Source organism: Plantibacter sp. RU18 (assembly GCF_050613355.1).
Taxonomy (GTDB): domain Bacteria; phylum Actinomycetota; class Actinomycetes; order Actinomycetales; family Microbacteriaceae; genus Plantibacter.
In genome coordinates this window covers 1,794,160-1,814,332 of record NZ_CP159618.1, presented here as the reverse complement: position 1 = coordinate 1,814,332, position 20,173 = coordinate 1,794,160, and the positions used below count along the sequence as shown (strand labels likewise).

The window sequence follows — 20,173 nt, the reverse complement described above, 5'->3', positions numbered from 1 at the left end:
CCGGTGTGGCAACATGGAGGGGTTCGAGACGGCGAAGGGGGTGCTGCTGATGAACACCGACCAGCGAGCCGAGGGCGAGAAGGACGACCAGGACCGCTCGGCGTGGGCGCGCCCGCAGCAACCGGGCCCACCATCGCCGACCGGTGCCCAGGCGCCCGTCGATCCCCGGCAACAGTCCGGGCACCGACCCGTGCCCCCGCAGCAGCCGTGGTCCCCGCAGCAGCCGCAACCCGGACAACAACCGCGGCAGCCGTACCCTCCCCAGCAGTTCCCCTCACAGGGGTCCCCCCAGCAGGGTCCTCCGCAACAGCAGCCGTATCCTTCCCAGTACTCCCCGCCGCAGGGGTATCCGCAGTACGGACAGCAGTTCCCCGGCGGGTACGGACCGCCGCCGTCCGTGCCGACGGCGGCGTACGACGCGAACCCCTACACCGCCGGTGGCGGATGGGCGCCCGGACCACAGCAGGGCTGGGCTCCACCGCCGAAGCCCGGCCTCATCCCCCTGCGTCCCCTCTCGTTCAGCGACCTGTTCGGCGCTCCGTTCCTCGTCCTCCGGCGCAATCCGAAGGCGACCTTCGGTAGCGCGCTGCTCCTCCAGGGCCTGACGACCGTGCTCTCGCTCGTCGTCGTCGGGCTGGTCACCTGGCTCTCCCTCAGCCGCCTGTCGCAGGCAGCGCCCGGCGAGGAGGATTCGATCAGTGCCGGCGCGATCACGGCGATCATCCTGTCCTTCCTCATCCCGGTCGCCGTCTCGATCGTCGGCAGCGCCATCCTGCAGGGCATCATCGCCCAGGAGGTGGCACGCGGCACGATCGGCGAGAAGCTGCAGCTCGGTGCGCTCTGGCGCCGCACGAGATCACGATTCCTCCCGCTCATCGGATACACCTTCCTGCTCATCGGCGTGATCACGGTCTTCGTCGCCGTCGCTGTCGGACTCGGTTTCGTGCTCACCTCCCTCGGCGGAGCCGTCGGCGTCGTCCTGACCGTCCTCATGGCCATCTTCGCCGCGCTCGTCCTGGTCGCAGCGTCCGTCTGGCTCGGGACGAAGTTCTCCCTCACGCCCAGCATCATCGTGCTCGAGAACGGACGGGTCTTCGCATCGCTCGCGCGATCGTGGCGACTCACGGACGGCTACTTCTGGCGGACATTCGGTGTGCAGTTCCTGGTCTCCAGCGTGGTGAGTGTCGCCGCGCAGGTCGTCGCGACGCCGATCAGCATCCTCGCAAGCCTCGTGCCGGTGCTGTTCGTCGGTGTCGACTCCGAAGCGACCACGATCGTCGCGACCATCGCAGCGCAAGGGCTGTCCCTACTCGTCTCCGTCATCATCGGGGCGATCACCGTCGTCGTCATCAGCGCGACCTCCGCGGTCATCTACGTCGATCTGCGGATGCGCAAGGAGGGGCTCGACCTCGACCTCGCACGGTTCGTCGAAGCACGCGCAGCAGGACGCGAGACGGTCGACAACCCCTTCGACACCGCAGCAGCCGGAGGCTTCGCCAGCTGATGAACCCGTTGGTCCTCGCGTCGCGTCTCGACGTCCCGCTCGTCCCGGATGCACCGGACGCTCGCGACCTCCTGCAACAGGAGCTCTCCAAACCGGAGTACCAGACCGCGCAGCCGACGCTCTGGGATGTCATCTCGAAGGCGTTCTGGGACTGGGTGAACTCCCTCCGGGTCCCGGGCGACGGCCCGTTCACCGGCCTGTTCCCGGTGATCGCCATGACCGTCGTCGTGCTCGGCATCGTCGTCGCCTTCATCGTCTGGGGCGTGCCACGGCTCAACCGACGGAGCACCAGGCGTCTCGAACTCTTCGGCGAACGGGACGACCGGAGTGCGGACGAACTCCGTCGGGACGCCCGGGCGGCTGCCGCCGTGGGCGATTGGACGCTCGCGCTCCAGGAGCTGTATCGAGCGCTCGCGCGCAGCCTGGCCGAACGGACGATCGTCCAAGTCATGCCGGGCACCACTGCGCACGGTTTCGCCGCTCGCGCGGCCGTCGCGTACCCGGCGGAACAGCAGTCGCTCGCAGGTGCGGCTGACGTCTTCGACGCCGTCCGCTATCTCGACGCCGTCGGCACCGAGACGCAATTCCGCGAGCTCGAGGCCCTCGACGCTCGGGTCGCAGCGGCAGCGCCCGCGCTCCTCCCGGAACCCGAGGAGTCGATCCGATGACCCTCACCGAGCACCTCCCCTCCGATGCCGCAGCGCCGCCCCCGACCGACGTCGCGACGCCGACGTTGGGCACCAGGCTGCGGCGTGGGCGGTTCTGGATCATCGCTGCCGTCTTCGCGATCGTGATCACCCTGCTGTTGATGTTCGCGACTCGAGGCGCCTCGATCGACGCCACCCTGCTCAGCCCGGGCAACCAGACCCCGAACGGCGGCCGCGCACTCGCGCAGGTCCTCCGCCAGCAAGGGGTCACCGTCACCGAGACCACGACGCTCGACACGACCCTCGACGCCGTGGGCGATGCTGCCAGCACGGTTCTCCTCTTCGACTCCGACGGCCTGCTCGACGCCGCGCAGCTCGCGCGGCTCGCGCGGCTGGAGGACTCCGAAGCGCGGATCGTCGTCGTCACACCTCGCGCGACCGCCCTCCGGGAACTCTTCCCGGCAGTGTCGTTCGCCGGCAGCTCCGCCTCGTCCGACGTCCTCCCGGCCGAGTGCGGGGACGACACCGCGACGCGCGCCGGCGGTGTCACCGGCGGGTGGACGCTGTACACGAGTTCCGATGACGACGACGAGTCGTGCTTCAACGCCGCCAGTGGTGGCAGCGGCCTGGTGTCGTCGCAGCGCGGGGACCTCGTCCTCCTCGGATCCGCAGACGCGCTCACGAACGACGTCATCGACCGCGAGGGCAATGCCGCCCTCGCCCTCGGCCTGCTCGGTGCACGCGAGCAACTCGTCTGGTACCTCCCGAGCCTGGCCGACGTGCCGGTCACCGGACCACCGAGCCTCGACGAACTCACCCCGAGTTGGGTCGCCGGCGTCACCGGCACGGTCGTCATCACCGCGCTCCTCGCCATGCTGTGGCGCGGCCGGCGGTTCGGTCCCCTCGTGATCGAGAACCTGCCCGTGGCCGTCCGTGCGAGCGAGACGATGGAGGGTCGGGCTCGGCTCTACCAGCGCTCCGCCAACCGAGCCCGCGCGCTCGACGCCCTTCGCATCGGCACCGTCTCCCGCCTCGCCCTCGCGACCGGCCTCTCCCGACAGGCCAGCGTCATCGAGGTCGCCGACACTGCGGCCGGGCTCACCGGGCTCGACCCACGGCACGTCCGCGCCGTCCTGCTCGACGCGTACCCGTCCAGCGATGCGGAACTCGTCACCCTGTCCGACCACCTCCTCGATCTCGAAGCCGCCGTCGCCCGCGCCACGGACCTCACCGGAAGGAACCATCCATGACCGACGCACCCGCGCCAGGATCTGCAGCACCGCACCCCGACGATCTGCGCCGCGCCCTCGCGCAGGTCCGCATCGAGGTCGGCAAGGCCGTCGTCGGCCAGGACGCCGCGGTGACGGGTCTCGTCATCGCGCTCCTCGCAAAAGGCCATGCGCTCCTCGAGGGTGTACCAGGTGTGGCCAAGACCCTGCTCGTCCGATCACTGAGCCACGCCCTGAGCCTCGACACCAAGCGAGTGCAGTTCACGCCGGACCTCATGCCGGGCGACGTCACCGGATCACTCGTCTACGACGCGAAGACCGGCGAATTCGAGTTCCGCGAGGGGCCCGTCTTCACGAACATCCTGCTCGCGGACGAGATCAACCGCACTCCGCCGAAGACGCAGTCCGCACTCCTCGAAGCCATGGAGGAGCGGCAGGTCAGCGTCGACGGACGGTCACGACCGCTGCCCGACCCGTTCATCGTCGCTGCGACGCAGAACCCCATCGAGTACGAGGGCACCTACACGCTGCCGGAAGCCCAGCTCGACCGCTTCCTGCTGAAGCTCGTGCTCGACATCCCCGAGCGCGACGCGGAGGTCGAGGTGCTGCGACGGCACTCTGCCGGATTCAGCCCGCGCGATCTGGCCGGAGCCGGCGTCACCCCGGTGATGGGCGCTGCCCAGCTGAGGGCCGCACAGGTGGAGGTCGGTCGGGTCGGCGCGAGCGCAGACGTCCTCTCCTACATCGTCGACCTCGCTCGCGCCACACGCCGGAGCCCCTCCGTCCGCCTGGGGGTGAGCCCGCGCGGCACGACCGCGCTCCTCGCCACCGCGAAGGCCTGGGCTTGGTTGAGCGGGTACCAGTCGATCACGCCCGACCACGTGCAGACGATGGTCCTGCCGGTCTGGCGCCATCGGATGCAGCTGCGACCGGAGGCGGAACTCGAGGGTGTCTCGGTCGACGCGATCCTCCGGTCGATCATGCAGCAGGTCCAGGTCCCGATCTAGATGGCCGTCACCGGGAGGTTCGTCGCGCTCGTCGCGTTCGGCGTCGTGCCGATCGTGGTGTTCGGCGTACTCACGGGCGATGCGGCTCCGGCGTTCGTGGGCTGGCTCGCCCTCGCCGTCGTGCTCGGCATCCTCGACCTGGTGCTCGCAGGCTCACCACGACAGCTCACCGTCCAGCGTCAGCTTCCCGCGCGCGTCCGCCTCGGCGAATCGGCGACGAGCACGCTGCTCCTCACCAATCGGGGCGGACGTCGGGTTCGCGGCCTCGTCCGCGACGCCTGGCAACCGTCGGCCGGTGCACCGTCCACCCGCCTGAGTGTCGACATCCCGTCCGCCGAGCGCCGTTCGGTCAGCCTCACGCTGACACCCTTCCGGCGGGGTGAACGACGCGTCTCACAGGTGACCGTCCGGTCGTTCGGCCCGCTGGGTCTGCTCGCCCGGCAGGCGACGCTGAACAGCGCCGGGCACCTGCGCGTCCTCCCCGCGTTCAACTCGCGGAAACATCTGCCGAGCCGCATCGCCCGCCTGCGCGAACTCGACGGCGCGACGAGCGTCATGGTCCGCGGCCAGGGTACCGAATTCGACTCACTGCGCGAATACGTGCGCGGCGACGACGTCCGCTCGATCGACTGGCGCGCCACGGCCCGCCGGGGGGACGTGATGATCCGCACCTGGCGTCCTGAGCGCGACCGCAGGGTGGTCATCGTCACCGACAGCGGCCGCACCTCGGCCGCGCGGATCGATGACGAGCCGCGCATCGACACCGCGTTCGAATCCGCGCTCCTCCTCGCGGCGCTCGCCACCCGCGCTGGCGACCGGATCGACTACCTCGCCTACGACCGACGGGTCCGAGGCCGGGTGCAGGGTGCGACCGGCCCCGAGCTGCTCTCCCGCCTCGTCGACGCGATGGCGCTCATCGACCCTGAGTTGATCGAGACCGATTGGGATGCCGTCCCGGGGCAGGTGCGGCAGATCACGAGCCAGCGCGCGCTCGTCGTCCTGCAGACCTCGATCGACGCCCCCGGCGCTGCCCACGGGCTCCTCGCGATCCTGCCGCAACTCACCAGGCGGCACACGGTCGTCGTCACGAGCGTCATCGACCCCGCGACACTCGAGGCGACCCACGACCGAGGGAGCCGGGAAGCGGTCTATCGGGCGGCCTCCGCTGAGCGGTCACTCCTCGACATCGAGCGTGTCTCGGCCGCCATCCGGCAGCTCGGTGCGGAGGTCGTCACGGGCTCACCGGAGACGCTCCCGCCGGCCCTCGCGGACGCCTACATCGCCCTGAAGGCGTCCGGCCGGTTGTAGCCGACGCGTTCAGCGACCGATGCGGTGCCCCAGCGCGTCAGAGGGCTCACCGACCATCGGTTCCTGAGCCTGCCGAAGGGGCCACCACCAAACGGCCCCTGAGCCTGTCGAAGGACTCAGCGGCCCTTCTTCTTGTTCCGCCGTTCGCGGGCGAGGGCCTCCTGCTTGGCCTTCCTGGCAGCAAGCTGCGCACCACGACTCGTACCGGCAGCCGTGCCTGGCGCGGATCCGGCCTTGGGAGGCTTCCGACGCTTACCCGTCTGCTGTTGGACAGGGGCCGCGGGCTCCTCGCTCGGCATCGCGCGTCGGGAACTGTTCGCGGTCCGGCCGCGGACGATGCCGATGAAGTCCTCGATCGCGTCGTCATCGCGTCCGTGCGGCCAGACGAGCAAGACCGGCACGGAGGGCAGATCAGCGATCGGACGGTACTCGACATCCTTGCGCTGGTGCAGTCGCGCGACGGATTGCGGGACGACCACGACGCCGACGTCCGACGCTGCAAGCTCGATCGCCGCCTCCGGGTCGTCCGTCAGGGGCCTCGCGGGCTCGTCGAACCCGAGTTCGGCGGCACGCTCGTCCCAGCCGAGGACCAGGGGCGTCATGATGAGCTGTTCGTCTGCAATGGCGGCCATGTCGACCGTGTCTGTTCCGGCGAGCGACGAACCCTTGGCGAAGACGACGACGGGGAGCTCTTCGAAGAGCGCGATGGCGTTCAGCCCCTCCTGGTCGATCGGGACGCGGGCAAGGACGACGTCGGCCGCTCCTGACCGGAGCACCTCACGCTGCTCGTGCAGGTCGACGCGGACGAGGGCGAGTGCGTCGTCCGGGCGACGCTCGTTCCAGATGCGGGCCCACTTCCCGGGATTGACCCCGCGGGCGAACGCGACGGTCAGTGCCGGAGCGGCGGTCTCCTCCGTGGAGTCGGCGCCGGCGGAGTCCGCCAGCAGCGGGATCTGGTCGATCTGGTCGTCCTGCGTGTCCATCGGTGCCTCCACAGCTCGCCAGCCAGACTACTGCAGCCCGGAGTCCGGCTGATCCGGTCGGTTGGGCGGCTGCCGCGCGGCGGGGTACGCTGAGCGGATGGGCGCGAGCGAACAGATCATGAAACCGGCCACCGCGGCGAAGAAGCTCGGTGTGTACCTGCCGGCGACTCCGGCATCCTTCCAGGAGGAGCCGATCACGCGCTCCGCGTTCCTCGAACTGCAGGCGAACCCGACGGAGTGGCTCCTCGAGCTGCGGAAGAACGGCCCGCACCCGCGCGACGTCGTCGCCCGCAAACTCGGGGTCTCCACCTCAGGTCTCGCCCGCGCGGAGATCACCGAGGCGCTCACGACGGAGCAGATCCAGGAACTGCTCCGCACGCTTCCGGCCTGGCTCGTCCAGGAGCGCGCCGTGCACGCAGAGGTCAACGCGGAGAACGCGCGGGTCAACACCCGCAACGCCGAGCGCCGCGCGCGCAGCGAGGCCGGCGAGTAGCCTTCCTGACGGCGTCGCAGCGTCAGCCTGCGACGATCCGCTTCGCCCCTGCCTCGAAGTCGTCGAGGTCGCCACGCTCCCCGGACCGGTATGCCTTCCCGCCCCACCAGCACATGTAGAGCAGGAATGCGGCAAGCGCTCCCCCGCCGATGAGCATCTTCACAGCCCACGGCCAAGGCGCCGGCGTCACGAATCCTTCGACGAGACCCGAGACGAAGAGCACGATGACGAGGCCGATCGCGATCGTGAAGAGCGCGCGGCCCTCCTCGGCCAGCGCCTGGCCCCTGGTCCTCGGTCCTGGTGCGACCCAGGCCCAGAAGATCCGCAGACCGGCCGCGGCAGCGACGAACACCGCGGTGAGCTCGAGCATGCCGTGCGGGAGGATGTACTCGAAGAACACGTCACCCTTGCCGTACGCGAACATCAGACCAGCGGCCTGACCGACGCCCTGCGCGTTCGAGACGATGATGTACGGCACCCAGACACCGCTGATGCCGAAGGCGACGCATTGCGCAGCGATCCAGGCGTTGTTCGTCCACACCTGGCCCGCGAAGCTGGCGGCAGGGTTGTTCGAGTAGTAGGCGACGAAATCGTCCTCGACGTACTGTTTCAGCTGCGCATCGGTCCCGAGGTTGGCGAGCACTTGCGGGTTGCCCGCGATCCACACGGCGTAGAGCGTCGCGATGATGATCGTCACGAGGGCGACGGCCAGCGTCACCCATCGCACGCGGTAGAGCGCCGCCGGGAGCGACAGCACGAAGAAGCGCGGGACGCTCGAGAAGACGTTCGCACCAGCACCCGTGAAGCGCAGGCGCGCTCTCGACAACGACACCGAGAGTCGGTCGCCGACGAGGGTCGAGCCGGCCGTCGTCTTGATCGCGGAGAGCTGCGTCGCGCCCGCCTGGTACCGGTCGATCAGCTCGTCAGCCTCCTGCCCGGTGAAGAACCGCTGCTTCCCGAGCGCGTCGAGGCGATCCCATTCCTGTCGGTGGGCTGCTGAGTAGGCGTCGAGGTCCATCGGATGCCATGCTACGCGGTACCCGCGATCCGCGCCTCGGACTGCGCACTTCTGCTTGAATGGACGGCATGTCCCACCCCACCCAGCTTCCGCTGCACGAGTCGTCGCTGGATGACGGCACCGAGCTGATCACGGGTGAGGCGGTCGCCCTCGACGTGCGCCCGACGGGCTTCATCCTCCGTGCAGCCGGAGCGATCATCGACTACATCGTGTCGATCGCCGTCTTCATCGGCCTCATGCTCGTGATGTTCTCCTGGGCGCTGTCCGGCGTGCAGATGGACACGTCGATGTTCACGGCGATCGTGTTGGGGTTGACCGTGCTCTGCCTCGTCGTCCTGCCTGCGGCGGTCGAGATCGCGACACGCGGTCGATCACTCGGCAGGCTCGTCGTCGGAGCCCGCATCGTCCGCGACGATGGCGGTGCGCCAGGATTCCGGCACGCGTTCATCCGCGCGCTGACCGGGTACTTCGAGATCTATCTCACCGCTGGCGGTATCGCTGCACTCACGGGCCTGCTCAGCAGTCGGTCGAAGCGCCTCGGGGACGTCCTCGCCGGAACGTACAGCCAACGGGAACGTCTGCCACGCGTGGTCGAGCCCGTCGCGATGATCCCGCCACAACTCGGCGCCTGGTCCGTCGGTGCCGACGTCGCCAGACTGCCGGACGCCCTCGCCCGCCGCGTCACGCAGTTCCTCAAGCAGGCTGGGGCGATGACACCCGCCACACGGGCCCGTCTCGCCGCCGAACTGGCCGCCGAGGTCTCGCAGTTCGTGTCGCCCCTGCCGGTCGCGCCGCCCGAGATGTTCCTCGTCGGGGTCTCCGTGATCCGTCGGGAGCGCGAGTATCAGGCGCAGCTCGCCCAGCGCCAGCGATTGGCGCTCCTGCAACCCACCCTGGCCGGGCAGCCGCACCACTTCCCCGACCGCTGAAGCGCCGCCGCCGGAGACCGTCCGGCACACTCACTGAGCGCCCGACAGGCTCACTGAGCGGGCCTCCGCCCGGTCACTGAGCCTGTCGAAGCGGGGTCGACCTCAGTAGCGGTAGTGGTCGACCTTGTACGGGCCCTCGACGGGGACGCCGATGTAGTCGGCCTGCTCGCCCGAGAGCGTCGTGAGCTTGACACCGAGGGCGTCGAGGTGGAGACGCGCGACCTTCTCGTCGAGGTGCTTCGGGAGCACGTAGACGCCGATCGGGTACTCGTCCGTCCGCATCCAGAGCTCCAGCTGGGCGAGGACCTGGTTGGTGAACGAGTTGCTCATGACGAAGGACGGATGACCCGTCGCGTTGCCGAGGTTCATCAGGCGGCCCTCGCTGAGGACGAGGACGCTCCGCCCGTTCGGCAGACGCCACTCGTGCACCTGGGGCTTGATCTCGACCTTCTCGGCGCCTTCGAGCGCTTCGAGCGAGGCCATGTCGATCTCGTTGTCGAAGTGGCCGACGTTCGAGACGATCGCGAGGTGCTTCAGCCCCAGGATGTGGTCGAGCGTGACGACGTTGAAGTTCCCGGTGCAGGTGACGATGATGTCGACGTCGCCGATGACGCTCTCGAGCGTAGCGACCTGGTACCCGTCCATCGACGCCTGGAGTGCGCAGATCGGGTCGACCTCGGAGACGATGACACGCGCGCCCTGGCCACGGAGGGCCTCGGCCGCGCCCTTGCCCACGTCGCCGTACCCTGCGACGAACACGACCTTGCCGCCGATGAGGACGTCGGTCGCGCGGTTCAGGCCATCGGGCAGCGAGTGGCGGATACCGTACTTGTTGTCGAACTTGCTCTTCGTCACCGAGTCGTTGACGTTGATCGCGGGGAACAGCAGCTCGCCCGTCTTCGCCAGCTCGTAGAGGCGGTGCACACCCGTGGTGGTCTCCTCGGTCACGCCGAGGATGTCGGCAGCGACCTTCGTCCAGCGGTCGGTACTGCCCGCGAGCGAACGACGAAGGACATCGAGGACGATGCTGTACTCGTGGCTGTCAGCGTCGGTCGTCTCGGGGACGGCGCCGGCGAGTTCGAATCGACGACCCTGGTGCACGAGCATGCTCGCGTCGCCACCGTCGTCGAGGATGAGGTTGGGCCCGGTCCAGTCGGCACCGGCGGCCGCCGCTTCGGTCGACCAGTCGAAGATCTGCTCGGTGCACCACCAGTACTCTTCGAGCGTCTCGCCCTTCCAGGCGAAGACCGGCACACCTGCCGGAGCGTCGACAAAGCCGGTGGGTCCGACGGCGACGGCAGCGGCGGCCTCGTCCTGCGTGGAGAAGATGTTGCAGCTGGCCCAGCGGACCTCGGCGCCGAGGGCCGTCAGGGTCTCGATCAGGACGGCGGTCTGCACGGTCATGTGCAGCGAGCCGGCGATGCGCGCGCCGGCGAGTGGCTGGCTGGCGCCGAACTCCTCGCGGAGCGCCATGAGGCCGGGCATCTCGTTCTCGGCGAGACGGAGCTGGTGGCGTCCGGCTTCGGCGAGCGAGAGATCCGCCACCTTGTACGGGAGGACGGTGGTGGGGGCAGATGGCGCAGAAGAACTCATGCGGCCATTCTCGCAGACCGTCACGCGTCGCGGAGCTTCATGACAGCGGATCCGAAGCGTTCAGACTCCGTAGCCGACATCGCCCAGCACACTGTGCTTGACGACCTGCCACCCCTTCGGCACGCTCAGACGTTCCGCGTGGATGGAACACAGGTCATAGCTGTGGGGGCTCTTCTCGATGCTGAGCGGCCCGAGCACCGCCATCGAATCCCGGTAGTCGTAGGTCAGCGTCGCGACCGGCTCGCGTGAGCAGCCGACCTTCGAACACATCCTGTCTACCATTTGGTCCCAGGGTAACCCCGGTGCTCCGGGTCGCCCCTCCGGCTCGCCGGTCACCAGCCCGTCAGCAGCAGATGCTGCACGAGGAGCGCGGTCACGAGCTGGAGGCCGAGCGCGGGGCGGCGAAGACGCTCCGGAAGGAGCGCGGTGCCGATCAACAGCCAGGGGACGAACGGCACCCAGATACGCTCGACCTCGGCCTTGCTCATCATCGAGAGGTCTGCCAGCAGGATGATGACGAGCGCGGCAGCCGTCAGGACGACGGCCACCCGCGCCGCACCGACGGGGAATGGACGCCTGAGGCGGCGCAGGACGACCGCAACCGAGGCTCCGACCACGGGGCCCGCACTGATCGACAGCGCCGCGAGGTTCCCCCAGACCCAGTAGGTGAATGGTCGCCGGCTCGCGATCCCCGCCCAGTAGCGGTCCACGAGCACCGGATAGGCCTCCCACCACCGGAACCCGAACCCCGCGAACACGAGCACGACGCCGACTGCCGCACCGGCCGCGATCGGCAACGGCCACCAGGATCGTGCCAGCCAGAGGATCGCGAGCGCGAGGACGCCCAGGAGCGGCAAACCGTAGGACAGCATGACGCAGGCTCCGAGCAGGAGGCCAGCGGCGAGCGCCCAGAGGATGAGCATCGGGACGCGGCGGGTGGTCGCGGCGCACGCCAGCGCGCACAGCCCCCAGGCGGCGACCGCACCGAACATCGCATCCCCGGACACTGCGAGCCAGACCGCGACCGGTCCGAGGGCGAGGAACGGTGCTGCTGCCCGGGCGATGGACTCGGCACCGAGGCGCCGCAGTGTGATGAGGACGGCGACGGGCGTGCTCGCCGCCAGCACGATGACGACGAGTCCACTGGCGAGCCAGGACCCGAGGCCGAGGTGCACCAGCCCGATGAAGAACAGGACCGCACCGGGGGGATGCCCGGCGAGGTGGACCGGCCAGTTGTCGACCGAGTCGAGCGGAATGCGTGAGACGTACTCGGCCAGCATCGTCGGCACGTCGGTGATCATCCTGGCCGACTGCAGATATTCGTAGGGGTGCTCGAGGATCTGGCCGAGCCCCTCCGGACCGTCGACCACCGCGAGCGAGGTCATCCATGCGAGCGCGGCGGCGAAGACCAGCGGGAGCAGCGCGCCCCACCGGAGCGAATGGGCGAGGCGGAAGGCGGACAGGAGCGCGAGCCCGGCGATGACGAGGGCAGGCACCGTGCCCCACCCGATGCGGGGCGCCCACTCGGCGTGCAGCGGTGGGAACCAGCGGACTCGGACATCGAGGTGGAGCAGGGCGGGCAGCGCGATCGCGAGCACGATCAGGAGCACGGAGGCGCCGGCACCGATGAGCGCTGCGCGCGTGCCGGGCTCGCGTGGCGGTCGGCCGGGGACCAGCGGTCGATCGACCGGGCTCAGCATGGTGAGAACGCCACGAATCGACGTCCGCCGGTGCGCCATCGACGGACGACCTGCAAGCCACTCCGCGAGCCGACGGTCACGAGGGCTCGTGAGCCGAGCTGCGCCCAGGGGAAGGCCGCGCTCCGGCGTCCGTCGTCGTCGACAAGCACCGCCTCGAAGCGACGGTCGTGCTCCGTCCGATGCGCTTCGACCACGATCCGTGACGCCCGATCAGGTCGGACCAGGGCGCGCGCACGTCGGAGGAGCGAATCCGGATCTCCCCCGATCCCGACGTTGCCGTCGAGCAGCAGGACAGCGCCCCAGCCGCCCTCGTCAGGGAGCGGGTCGAACACCGACGCATGCAGGACGGGCACACCACGACGGACGGCGAGCTCGAGAGCGGCGACGGAGAGGTCGACGCCGAGCGCCGTCCTCCCGAGCTGCACAGCTGCCTCGACCATCCGTCCTGGACCGCAACCGAGGTCGAGCACGGCACCTGAGGTCATCGCGAGCACGCTGCGGTCGACGGTGTCCGCACCATCACTGTACGTCGCCACGTCGATGACGTCTCCGCCCGCGGGGCTGTTCTCGAGCGCTCCCACGAGCCGCAGCGTCGAGCGACGATGCGCAGCGAGGAGCGCACGTTCATACGGGGCGAGACCACCGGCGCCGAAGACGGGCTCCGAACGGGACGCGCCATCGATCAGTAGGCTTGACATCCTTCGAGGCTAGGTCGACCACCTCAGGATCCGTGGGCGAGGATCTTACGAACCGCGAACGCCTTTCCGCACATATGGGGTTCGAACAGCTCGAACGAACTACGGTTGGGCCGTGCTCCCCCACAACCCGGTCCCAGCCGCCGACCATCTGCTCGCCGATCGCCGCATCCTGATCGTCGAAGACGACCCGACCGTGCTCGAGGTCGCCGGCTCCTACCTGCGGGCAGCCGGATTCATCGTCGACACCGCATCCGACGGCTTCGGCGCACTCGAGCTCGCCTCCCGCCGACCTCCCGACCTCGTCGTCCTCGATCGCATGCTGCCCGGCATCGACGGGCTCGAGGTCTGCCGCCGACTCCGGGCGACCCGATCGATGCCGATCATCATGCTGACGGCTCTCGGCTCCACCGAGGATCGCATCGCCGGTCTCGAAGCCGGGGCCGACGACTACCTCGCGAAGCCCTTCTCACCGCGAGAACTGGTCCTGCGGGCGCAGTCCATCCTCCGGCGTGTCATCGGGGAGTACACACCGGAGGCATCGTTCACGCACGGTCCGTTCACCCTCGACCCCTCGGCCCGCACGGTCGAGCGCTCCGGAGTGTCCCTCGCGCTGTCCGCGCGCGAGTTCGACCTCTTCTCGTTCCTGCTGAAGCACCCCCGGCAGGTCTTCAGTCGGGAGCAACTCCTGCGCTCGGTGTGGGGCTGGGATTTCGGCGATCTCTCGACGGTCACGGTCACCGTGCGTCGGGTCCGCGAGAAGATCGAACCGGAACCCACCAAACCGACCATCCTCACCACCGTGTGGGGCGTCGGATACCGACTCGACCTCTGAGGATCCCATGCTCCCCCTCCAGGACATCCTGATACTCGTCGGCATCGCACTGGTCGCGGCGACGGCGGTCACCATCGTCGGGTTCGTCGCACTCCGCCTTGCTCGACGCACCTCGATGCTCGTTCAACTCGGCATCGTCTCCGTCTCCGGCGTGTTGTCCGTCGTCCTCGGCGTGGTGCTCGCCTCATCGGAGATGTACGTCTCCGCCCACGACCTGTCGGTCGTGCTGACGATGGCCGTGATCTCAGCGGTCGTCTCGCTCGGCGCGGCGGTCGTCCTCGGGCGGACCTTCGCCCGACGCAGTGCCGAACTGACCGCCCTCGCGAGAGCACTCGGCGACGCCGACCAGGCCTCTGACGGTCTCGTCGTATCGCGCTCGGGGCTGGAGACACACGACCGTCCCGCCCCGCAGGCGACCGCGGAACTCGCCCGGCTGGCGGCCGAACTGGCCTTGAGCGGGCGACGACTCGCAGAGTCTCGGGCTGCGGTCGCGGCCGCGGAGGGTGCACGCCGTGATCTCATCGCGCACGTCTCCCATGACCTCCGGACCCCCCTCGCCGGGATACGCGCGATGGCTGAAGCCCTCGAGGATGGTCTTGTCGAGGACCCGCCCCGGTACTACCGGCTGATGCGCGGCCAGGTGTCCAGCCTGACGAGCATGGTGGACGACCTGTTCGAACTCTCCCGGATCCAAGCCGGCGCGCTCCGTCTGCACTTCGAGCCAGTGTCGGTCGCCGATCTGGTGAGCGATGCGGTCGGCGAGCTCCAAGCGGTCGCGGATCGGCAGCGCGTCGAACTCCGCGCAACCGGCGATCAGGACGCGCCGATCATCTTCGGCGATGCCCGCGAGCTCGCGCGGGTCATAGCCAACATGCTCGTGAACGCCGTCGAGCACACGCCTGAGGGCGGTGTCGTCGACATCTCGACCTCCGAGGTCGCGAGCCAGCTCGTGCTGAGCGTGGCGAACACGGGAGCTGGCATCGTCGACGCTGACCTGGATCGGGTGTTCGACGCGGGCTGGCGAGGCGACCCGGCGAGGACCGCGACCATCGACGGCCTGTCGGGAGGGGGCCTCGGGCTCGCGATCGTGCGCGGCATCGTCGAAGCGCACGACGGTACCGTCTCCGTCCGGAACGTGCCAGGCGGTTGCCGCTTCGAGGTGCGGCTCCCGCGCGGTCTCGCCAGCGCCTGACCGACACGTGTCCACAGTCACGGACTGTCTCCACTTCGTCACCGCAGACGAGCACGCCCGGCTGCGCTGCTCCGTAGCGTTGGCAGCACACGGATGGAGACCCCATGGCGGCACCTGGCTTGCACGAGATCCTGCATCGCACCAGAACGGCCCTCGCAACGCCGTCGCGCAATCCACGGACTGCGGTGGTGCTCGGGCGGCTGCTGGGAGCAGCGTTCATCGTCTGCTTCCTCACCGGGCTCTACAGTCATTTCCTCCAGGACCCATTGCCATGGATGGTGTTCCCGACCCGGCCCGTCTGGCTCTACCAGGCGACGCAGGGCACGCACATCATCACCGGCATCGTCTGCTTCCCGCTACTCCTCGGGAAGCTCTACGCCGTGTTCCCCGAGCTGTTCCAGTCGCCGCCGGTCCGTTCTGTGCCCCACTTCCTCGAGCGGGCATCGATCGCGGTCTTCGTCTCGGCGTCGCTCGTCGAGATCACCATCGGGCTCCTCAACACCTATCAGTTCTACGCACTGTTCCCGTTCTCGTTCCGCCGGCTGCACTTCGTCCTGTCGTTCGTCATCGTCGGATCGCTCGCGTTGCACATCGCGATCAAGCTGCCGGTGATCACACGGTACTGGCGTCGCCGTGACGCCATGGTGGAGCTCGCGACAGAGTCGGAGACCGTACCGGTCGCCGAACCGTCTCGCGCCGTTCGCGGCATGACCGGAACCCTGTTCGCGTGGATCGATCGCGTCCCGTCGCAGCCTTCCGGGACTGCCGCGGCGACCAGTCGGCGCAGCTTCTTCTCGACCATCGGACTCGCTGCAGGCGCGCTCGTCGTGCTCACGGCAGGCCAGAGCATCCCGTTCCTCCGACCGTTCACGCTCTTCGCACCGAGGCTTCCCGGCACTGGCCCGCAAGACTTACCGGTGAACCACACGGCGTCCTCCGCCGGAGTACTCGAAACGGCCGCAGCCGAGGACTGGGTCCTGACAGTGCGGTACGGCGAAACCAGCAGGACCTTCACCAGAGCCGAGCTCGCAGCCCTGCCGCAGGTCGAGGAGGTCATCCCGCTGGCCTGCGTCGAGGGCTGGAGCCAAAGCGCACGGTGGCGCGGCTTGCGCATGCGCGACCTCGTCGATCGGGTCGGCGCACCCGAGCACGCCACGATCCGGGTACGCAGTCTCCAGGAACGCAGCGCGTACACGGTGATGATCATGCCGCGGGAGTTCGTCCGCGACGACGCGACGCTCATCGCGCTCGAACTCAACGGTCAGATCCTCGACCTCGACCACGGATACCCCGCCCGCATCATCTGCTCGTCCCGTCCGGGTGTCCTCCAGACCAAGTGGCTCACCAGCATCGAGGTCCTCGCATGAACCGCTCCTCGTCTCCCCTGCACAGCACACCGCTGCGGCGCACTCGACTGCTGCTCGGCGGTCTGGGCATCGCCCTGGTGGTGCTCGGAGCGGTCCTGTTCATCCAGCAGATCCCGGCGATCCGATATCCCGGCGTCGCCGGCTGGCTGCTCGGCGCCCTGGTCGTGCACGACGGGATCATCGCGGCCGCGGTGCTCGGCGTCGGCCTGCTGCTGCGCCTCGCCCCGTGGAGCGCCGCGACGAAGGCGATCGTCAGCGGTGCGGCAGTGGTCGGCGGCATCATGGCCCTGATCGTGCTCCCCGCCGCGTGGAAGGACGCCATCGGCACAGCGAATCCCACGGTCCTGCCGTTCGACTACCTCGGGAACCTCGTCTGGTTCGAACTCGGCGTCGTGCTCGTCGCGGTCGTCGCGGTCATCGCCGCCCGAAACGTCACCGCCCGGCGTTCCGCAACGCGGCGAAGGTCTGCGCGAACGACGTGTCCGGGGCCAGCGCAGCGACCGCCTCGGCGTCCAGCACGGTGTCGACGTCGCGCAGCGTCGGCAGCATCCCCACCCAGTGACCTGCGCTGCGCAGTCGATCAAGCTGACGACCCCCGGTGTCGTCGGCCGACATGGTGACCCCCCGGATGAGCGAGCCATCCGGCTCGCGCATCCCGAGCGCCCAGAACCCGCCATCCTCGGCCGGGCCGAACCAGGAGTCGACCTCGTCCGCCCAAGCTGTACACGGACCGGCCAGGTCCTCAGCGCGCAGCTGCGGCGTGTCCATCCCGACCAACAGCGTGGGGCCGACGCACAGGTCGAACAGCGCACCGAGACGGACGTCGAGAGACCCCTCGCCCTGTGGCACGATGTCGAAGCCGTGCGCACGCTCGGGCAGGAGTTCGCCCTGGTAGTAGAGGATCCGACCGGTGGCCGGCAAGTCGGCGAGCACCCGGAGAGTGTCGTCGATGGCCGCCGCAGCGAGCCTGGCCGCCTCGGCAAGCGAGAACGGCGGATGCAACCGGGTCTTCACCCGGCCGGCGATCGGTTCCTTCGCGATGAGGACAAGCGTCGTCATCGGTCGCTTCCCGTCCTCGCGCGCTCGTCCGCCAACAGGCGCGACATGTCCGAGACGGCGGACAGGGTTCCGCGCACCGTGCCGGTCACCTTCGAACGACCGACCCGCGGCCGGTACGGCACGTCGACCTCCCTGATGCGCCAGCCGGCGGCGTTCGCCCGGAGGACCAGTTCGAGCGGGTACCCGCTGCGCCTGTCCTGGAGTTCGAATCCGAGCATCGACAGGCGATCCGCCGCGCGCATCGGACCGAGGTCGTGCAGCGCGAGGCCCGTCCGCACCCGGATGAGGGCGGCGAGTGCTCGATTGGCCATGCGGGCGTGGACGGGCCAGGAGCCTCGTGTCGGCCGTCGTCGGCCCAGGACGAGTTCCGCGTGTCCCGCGAGCACCGGGGCGGTGACGAGCACGAGGTCGCGCGGATCCATCGAGCCGTCGGCATCGCAGAACGCGACCGTCGGCGCGGTCGCGGCGAGCAGCCCGGCGTGCGCGGCAGCTCCGAAACCGCGGCGGGGCTCGGTGACGACGACGGCTCCGTATCGGCGCGCGACGTCCGCGGAACCGTCGGTCGAACCGTTGTCGACGACGATCGCCCGGTGGTCCGCGGGCAGGCGGCCGAGGACCCAAGGCAGCGCCTGCGCCTCATCCAGGCAGGGGAACACGACATCGACGCGTGCGGGCATCATCGTGCCGCCGGCCTGAGTGGCGCGGTGCGGAAGTCGCGCATGCCGTCGTCGAACGCCACTCTGGGCTCCCAGGCGAGCTCGCGACGTGCTCGCTCGGACGATGCGGTGATGTGCCGGACGTCGCCCAGGCGGAACGCTCCGGTGATCACCGGGTCGAGTTCGTCGTCCGCGCAGAGTGCGCTCGCGACCTCCCCGATGGTGTGCACCACGCCGCTGCCGATGTTGAAGGGGCGCACCGTGCCTGCGAGCTGTGCCGCGGTCCAGTCGAGCGCGGCGAGGTTGGCCGAAGCGACGTCGTCGACATGCACGAAGTCCCGACGCTGTCGTCCGTCCTCGAAGACCAGCGGTGCTTCTCGGCGAGCGAGAGCAGAACGGAAGAGCGAGGCGACGCCTGCGTAGGGGGTGTTCTGAGGCATGCCCGGCCCGTACACGTTGTGATAGCGGAGCACGGCGGCGACCCCGCCGCTCGCCCTCGCCCAGGCGGCCGCGAGGTGTTCCTGGGCGAGCTTCGAGCTCGCGTACACGTTGCGTGGATCGAGCGTCGCATCCTCGAGGATCAACGAGGACCGCAGCTGTTCTCCGTCGGCGCTGCGGGGTTCGAACCGGCCCGCTTCGAGATCGGCGAGACGACGGGGCGCAGGACGGGTCGGCCCGGACGCCCCGAGATAGGCGCCTTCTCCGTAGACCACCATCGAGCTGGACAGCACGAGCCGGCCGACTCCAGCCACAGCCATGCCCGCCACGAGTTCGGCGGTCGCTTGGTCGTTCGAGGCGATGTAGTCCGGAGCGTCCCCGAGCGAGACGCCGAGACCGACCTTCGCCGCCAGATGCAGGACCGTGTCGACCCCGTCGAGGGCGGCGGCGACCACGCCTCTGTCCTGGAGATCACCGTGCAGGAACTCAGCGCCCGGCGTCGGCGGTGCAGGATGCGTCCCGTGCACGTCGATCCGGAGCGAGTCGACGACGCGCACCGGTTCGCCTCTCGAGATGAGCGCTCGCACGACCGCACGACCGATGAACCCTGCGCCGCCGGTCACGAGGATCATGAGGTCCGCCGTTGGAGTACGCGCTCGACCGCGGCGGCCGAGATGAGCGTCCGCGCCCGGTAATCCACTGGAACAGCAGCGACGATGCGTTCGATCGCGTCGACGATCCTGGGTTTCGCCTCGGCCAACCGCGCGAACACCAGCGCCGCGTCGACCGGGTCGGCGTCGTCCGCGGCGTCCTCATCGGTGACGAACGCGAGCGTGAGCGTGCCGATGTTCAGTTCGGCGGCGAGCGGGACCTCCGGATACAGGGTCATGTTGAGGAGGTCGGCTCCGGCAGCCGCGAGCCACCGCGACTCGGCGCGAGTGGAGAACCGCGGGCCCTGGATGACCGCCACCGTCGCTCCGACGGACACGTCGGGACCGAGCGTCGACGCGGCGATCGTACGCAGCTCTGGGCAGAACGGCTCGGCCGACGGCAGATGTTGGACGTCAGGGCCCTCGTAGAAGGTGTCCTGCCTGCCGTTCGTCCGATCCAGGTACTGGTCGACGACGACCAGCCTGCCAACGGGGAGTTCGGTGTTGATCGATCCGACGGCGGCCGTGGAGATGATCGCGTGGACCCCCAGGCTCGCGAGCGCCCAGACGGTCGCCCTGGAATCGATCCGATGTGGCGGCACGCTGTGCCCCGCACCGTGACGCGGGACGAACGCCACCGTCCGACCGCCGAGCTCGCCGACGAGCACTTCGACCGTCCGATAGGGGGTCGGGACGCTCAGGGATTCTGCGCTCGTGGGGTCGAGCACGGTCGAGAGGCCGGAACCGCCGATGACGGCAATTGGAATACTCATCCTCCGACCCTCTCAGCCGAGACCCCGTCTCGCGCGCGAACCGCGAGGGTTGTCTCCGCCTCGTAAGATCCGGCGCTGACAGCACCGCCGCCTAGAC

At 69.3% G+C, this 20,173-nt stretch carries 20 protein-coding genes; 10 read left to right on the top strand and 10 right to left on the bottom strand.

The features are described from left to right. The first annotated feature begins 49 nt into the window (after positions 1-49). The 5 genes from ABMA10_RS08790 to ABMA10_RS08770 are packed head-to-tail and all read left to right on the top strand — an operon-like array spanning position 50 to position 5,695. A complete protein-coding gene (locus tag ABMA10_RS08790) occupies positions 50-1,504 on the top strand; it encodes a hypothetical protein (protein WP_347870381.1) in 1,455 nt (484 codons plus the stop codon). Further along, positions 1,504-2,172, top strand: coding sequence for a DUF4129 domain-containing protein (locus ABMA10_RS08785; RefSeq protein ID WP_347870380.1), 669 nt, complete (start codon positions 1,504-1,506; stop codon positions 2,170-2,172). The genes ABMA10_RS08790 and ABMA10_RS08785 overlap by 1 nt, the downstream gene beginning before the upstream one ends. Next, positions 2,169-3,401 (top strand): DUF4350 domain-containing protein, encoded by a 1,233-nt coding sequence (locus ABMA10_RS08780; protein WP_431031434.1) that lies wholly within the window; start codon positions 2,169-2,171, stop codon positions 3,399-3,401. Before ABMA10_RS08785 ends, ABMA10_RS08780 begins: the two co-directional genes overlap by 4 nt. Beyond that, positions 3,398-4,387, top strand: a complete 990-nt coding sequence (locus ABMA10_RS08775; RefSeq protein WP_347870378.1) for an AAA family ATPase — start codon at positions 3,398-3,400, stop codon at positions 4,385-4,387. The genes ABMA10_RS08780 and ABMA10_RS08775 overlap by 4 nt, the downstream gene beginning before the upstream one ends. Beyond that, positions 4,388-5,695: a DUF58 domain-containing protein gene (locus ABMA10_RS08770; protein ID WP_431031433.1), complete on the top strand. Its 1,308-nt coding sequence runs from the start codon at positions 4,388-4,390 to the stop codon at positions 5,693-5,695. A gap of 116 nt (positions 5,696-5,811) precedes the next feature. On the opposite strand, the gene ABMA10_RS08765 is transcribed toward ABMA10_RS08770, so the two are convergent. Beyond that, positions 5,812-6,678, bottom strand: coding sequence for a substrate-binding domain-containing protein (locus ABMA10_RS08765; RefSeq protein WP_347870376.1), 867 nt, complete (start codon positions 6,676-6,678; stop codon positions 5,812-5,814). A gap of 97 nt (positions 6,679-6,775) precedes the next feature. Here ABMA10_RS08765 and ABMA10_RS08760 point away from each other — a divergent pair, with 97 nt between their 5' ends. After that, entirely contained in the window at positions 6,776-7,171 is a 396-nt protein-coding gene (locus ABMA10_RS08760) for a DUF5997 family protein (RefSeq protein WP_347870375.1), read from the top strand. 22 nt (positions 7,172-7,193) lie between these two features. Here ABMA10_RS08760 and ABMA10_RS08755 read toward each other — a convergent pair whose 3' ends face one another. After that, positions 7,194-8,189, bottom strand: coding sequence for a stage II sporulation protein M (locus ABMA10_RS08755; protein ID WP_347870374.1), 996 nt, complete (start codon positions 8,187-8,189; stop codon positions 7,194-7,196). A 68-nt stretch (positions 8,190-8,257) separates the two neighbouring features. Between ABMA10_RS08755 and ABMA10_RS08750 the strand changes: the two genes are divergently transcribed. Then, the gene (locus ABMA10_RS08750; protein ID WP_347870373.1) at positions 8,258-9,118 is read left to right on the top strand and encodes an RDD family protein; all 861 of its coding nucleotides are present in this window, start codon (positions 8,258-8,260) and stop codon (positions 9,116-9,118) included. A 102-nt stretch (positions 9,119-9,220) separates the two neighbouring features. Here the strand turns inward: ABMA10_RS08750 and ahcY are convergent, their stop codons facing one another. Genes ahcY through ABMA10_RS08730 form a run of 4 tightly spaced genes read right to left on the bottom strand, consistent with a single transcriptional unit; the run spans position 9,221 to position 13,109 of the window. Next, positions 9,221-10,711: an adenosylhomocysteinase gene (ahcY, locus tag ABMA10_RS08745; RefSeq protein WP_347870372.1), complete on the bottom strand. Its 1,491-nt coding sequence runs from the start codon at positions 10,709-10,711 to the stop codon at positions 9,221-9,223. 60 nt (positions 10,712-10,771) lie between these two features. Further along, entirely contained in the window at positions 10,772-10,993 is a 222-nt protein-coding gene (locus ABMA10_RS08740; RefSeq protein WP_347870371.1) for a DUF3499 family protein, read from the bottom strand. 50 nt (positions 10,994-11,043) lie between these two features. Then, positions 11,044-12,411, bottom strand: a complete 1,368-nt coding sequence (locus tag ABMA10_RS08735; RefSeq protein WP_431031432.1) for a hypothetical protein — start codon at positions 12,409-12,411, stop codon at positions 11,044-11,046. Next, complete coding sequence (locus ABMA10_RS08730) at positions 12,405-13,109, bottom strand: class I SAM-dependent methyltransferase (RefSeq protein ID WP_347870369.1); 705 nt, start codon at positions 13,107-13,109, stop codon at positions 12,405-12,407. The genes ABMA10_RS08735 and ABMA10_RS08730 overlap by 7 nt, the downstream gene beginning before the upstream one ends. A 112-nt stretch (positions 13,110-13,221) precedes the next feature. Here ABMA10_RS08730 and ABMA10_RS08725 point away from each other — a divergent pair, with 112 nt between their 5' ends. From ABMA10_RS08725 to ABMA10_RS08715, 3 genes are all read left to right on the top strand, one after another. Continuing rightward, positions 13,222-13,941 carry a response regulator transcription factor gene (locus ABMA10_RS08725; RefSeq protein ID WP_347870368.1) on the top strand — a complete coding sequence of 240 codons (720 nt, stop codon included), beginning with the start codon at positions 13,222-13,224 and terminating at the stop codon, positions 13,939-13,941. Positions 13,942-13,948: 7 nt separating this feature from the next. Beyond that, complete coding sequence (locus tag ABMA10_RS08720; RefSeq protein WP_431031431.1) at positions 13,949-15,133, top strand: sensor histidine kinase; 1,185 nt, start codon at positions 13,949-13,951, stop codon at positions 15,131-15,133. A gap of 104 nt (positions 15,134-15,237) precedes the next feature. After that, the gene (locus ABMA10_RS08715) at positions 15,238-16,500 is read left to right on the top strand and encodes a molybdopterin-dependent oxidoreductase (protein WP_347870366.1); all 1,263 of its coding nucleotides are present in this window, start codon (positions 15,238-15,240) and stop codon (positions 16,498-16,500) included. Between the two features lie 432 nt (positions 16,501-16,932). Here ABMA10_RS08715 and ABMA10_RS08710 read toward each other — a convergent pair whose 3' ends face one another. Genes ABMA10_RS08710 through ABMA10_RS08695 form a run of 4 tightly spaced genes read right to left on the bottom strand, consistent with a single transcriptional unit; the run spans position 16,933 to position 20,076 of the window. Continuing rightward, a complete protein-coding gene (locus ABMA10_RS08710) occupies positions 16,933-17,559 on the bottom strand; it encodes a TIGR04282 family arsenosugar biosynthesis glycosyltransferase (protein ID WP_347870365.1) in 627 nt (208 codons plus the stop codon). Continuing rightward, a complete protein-coding gene (locus ABMA10_RS08705; RefSeq protein ID WP_347870364.1) occupies positions 17,556-18,239 on the bottom strand; it encodes a glycosyltransferase family 2 protein in 684 nt (227 codons plus the stop codon). The genes ABMA10_RS08710 and ABMA10_RS08705 overlap by 4 nt, the downstream gene beginning before the upstream one ends. Then, the gene (locus ABMA10_RS08700; RefSeq protein WP_347870363.1) at positions 18,236-19,285 is read right to left on the bottom strand and encodes an NAD-dependent epimerase/dehydratase family protein; all 1,050 of its coding nucleotides are present in this window, start codon (positions 19,283-19,285) and stop codon (positions 18,236-18,238) included. The genes ABMA10_RS08705 and ABMA10_RS08700 overlap by 4 nt, the downstream gene beginning before the upstream one ends. Continuing rightward, the gene (locus tag ABMA10_RS08695; protein ID WP_347870362.1) at positions 19,282-20,076 is read right to left on the bottom strand and encodes an MTAP family purine nucleoside phosphorylase; all 795 of its coding nucleotides are present in this window, start codon (positions 20,074-20,076) and stop codon (positions 19,282-19,284) included. The genes ABMA10_RS08700 and ABMA10_RS08695 overlap by 4 nt, the downstream gene beginning before the upstream one ends. Between the last annotated feature and the right edge of the window lie 97 nt (positions 20,077-20,173).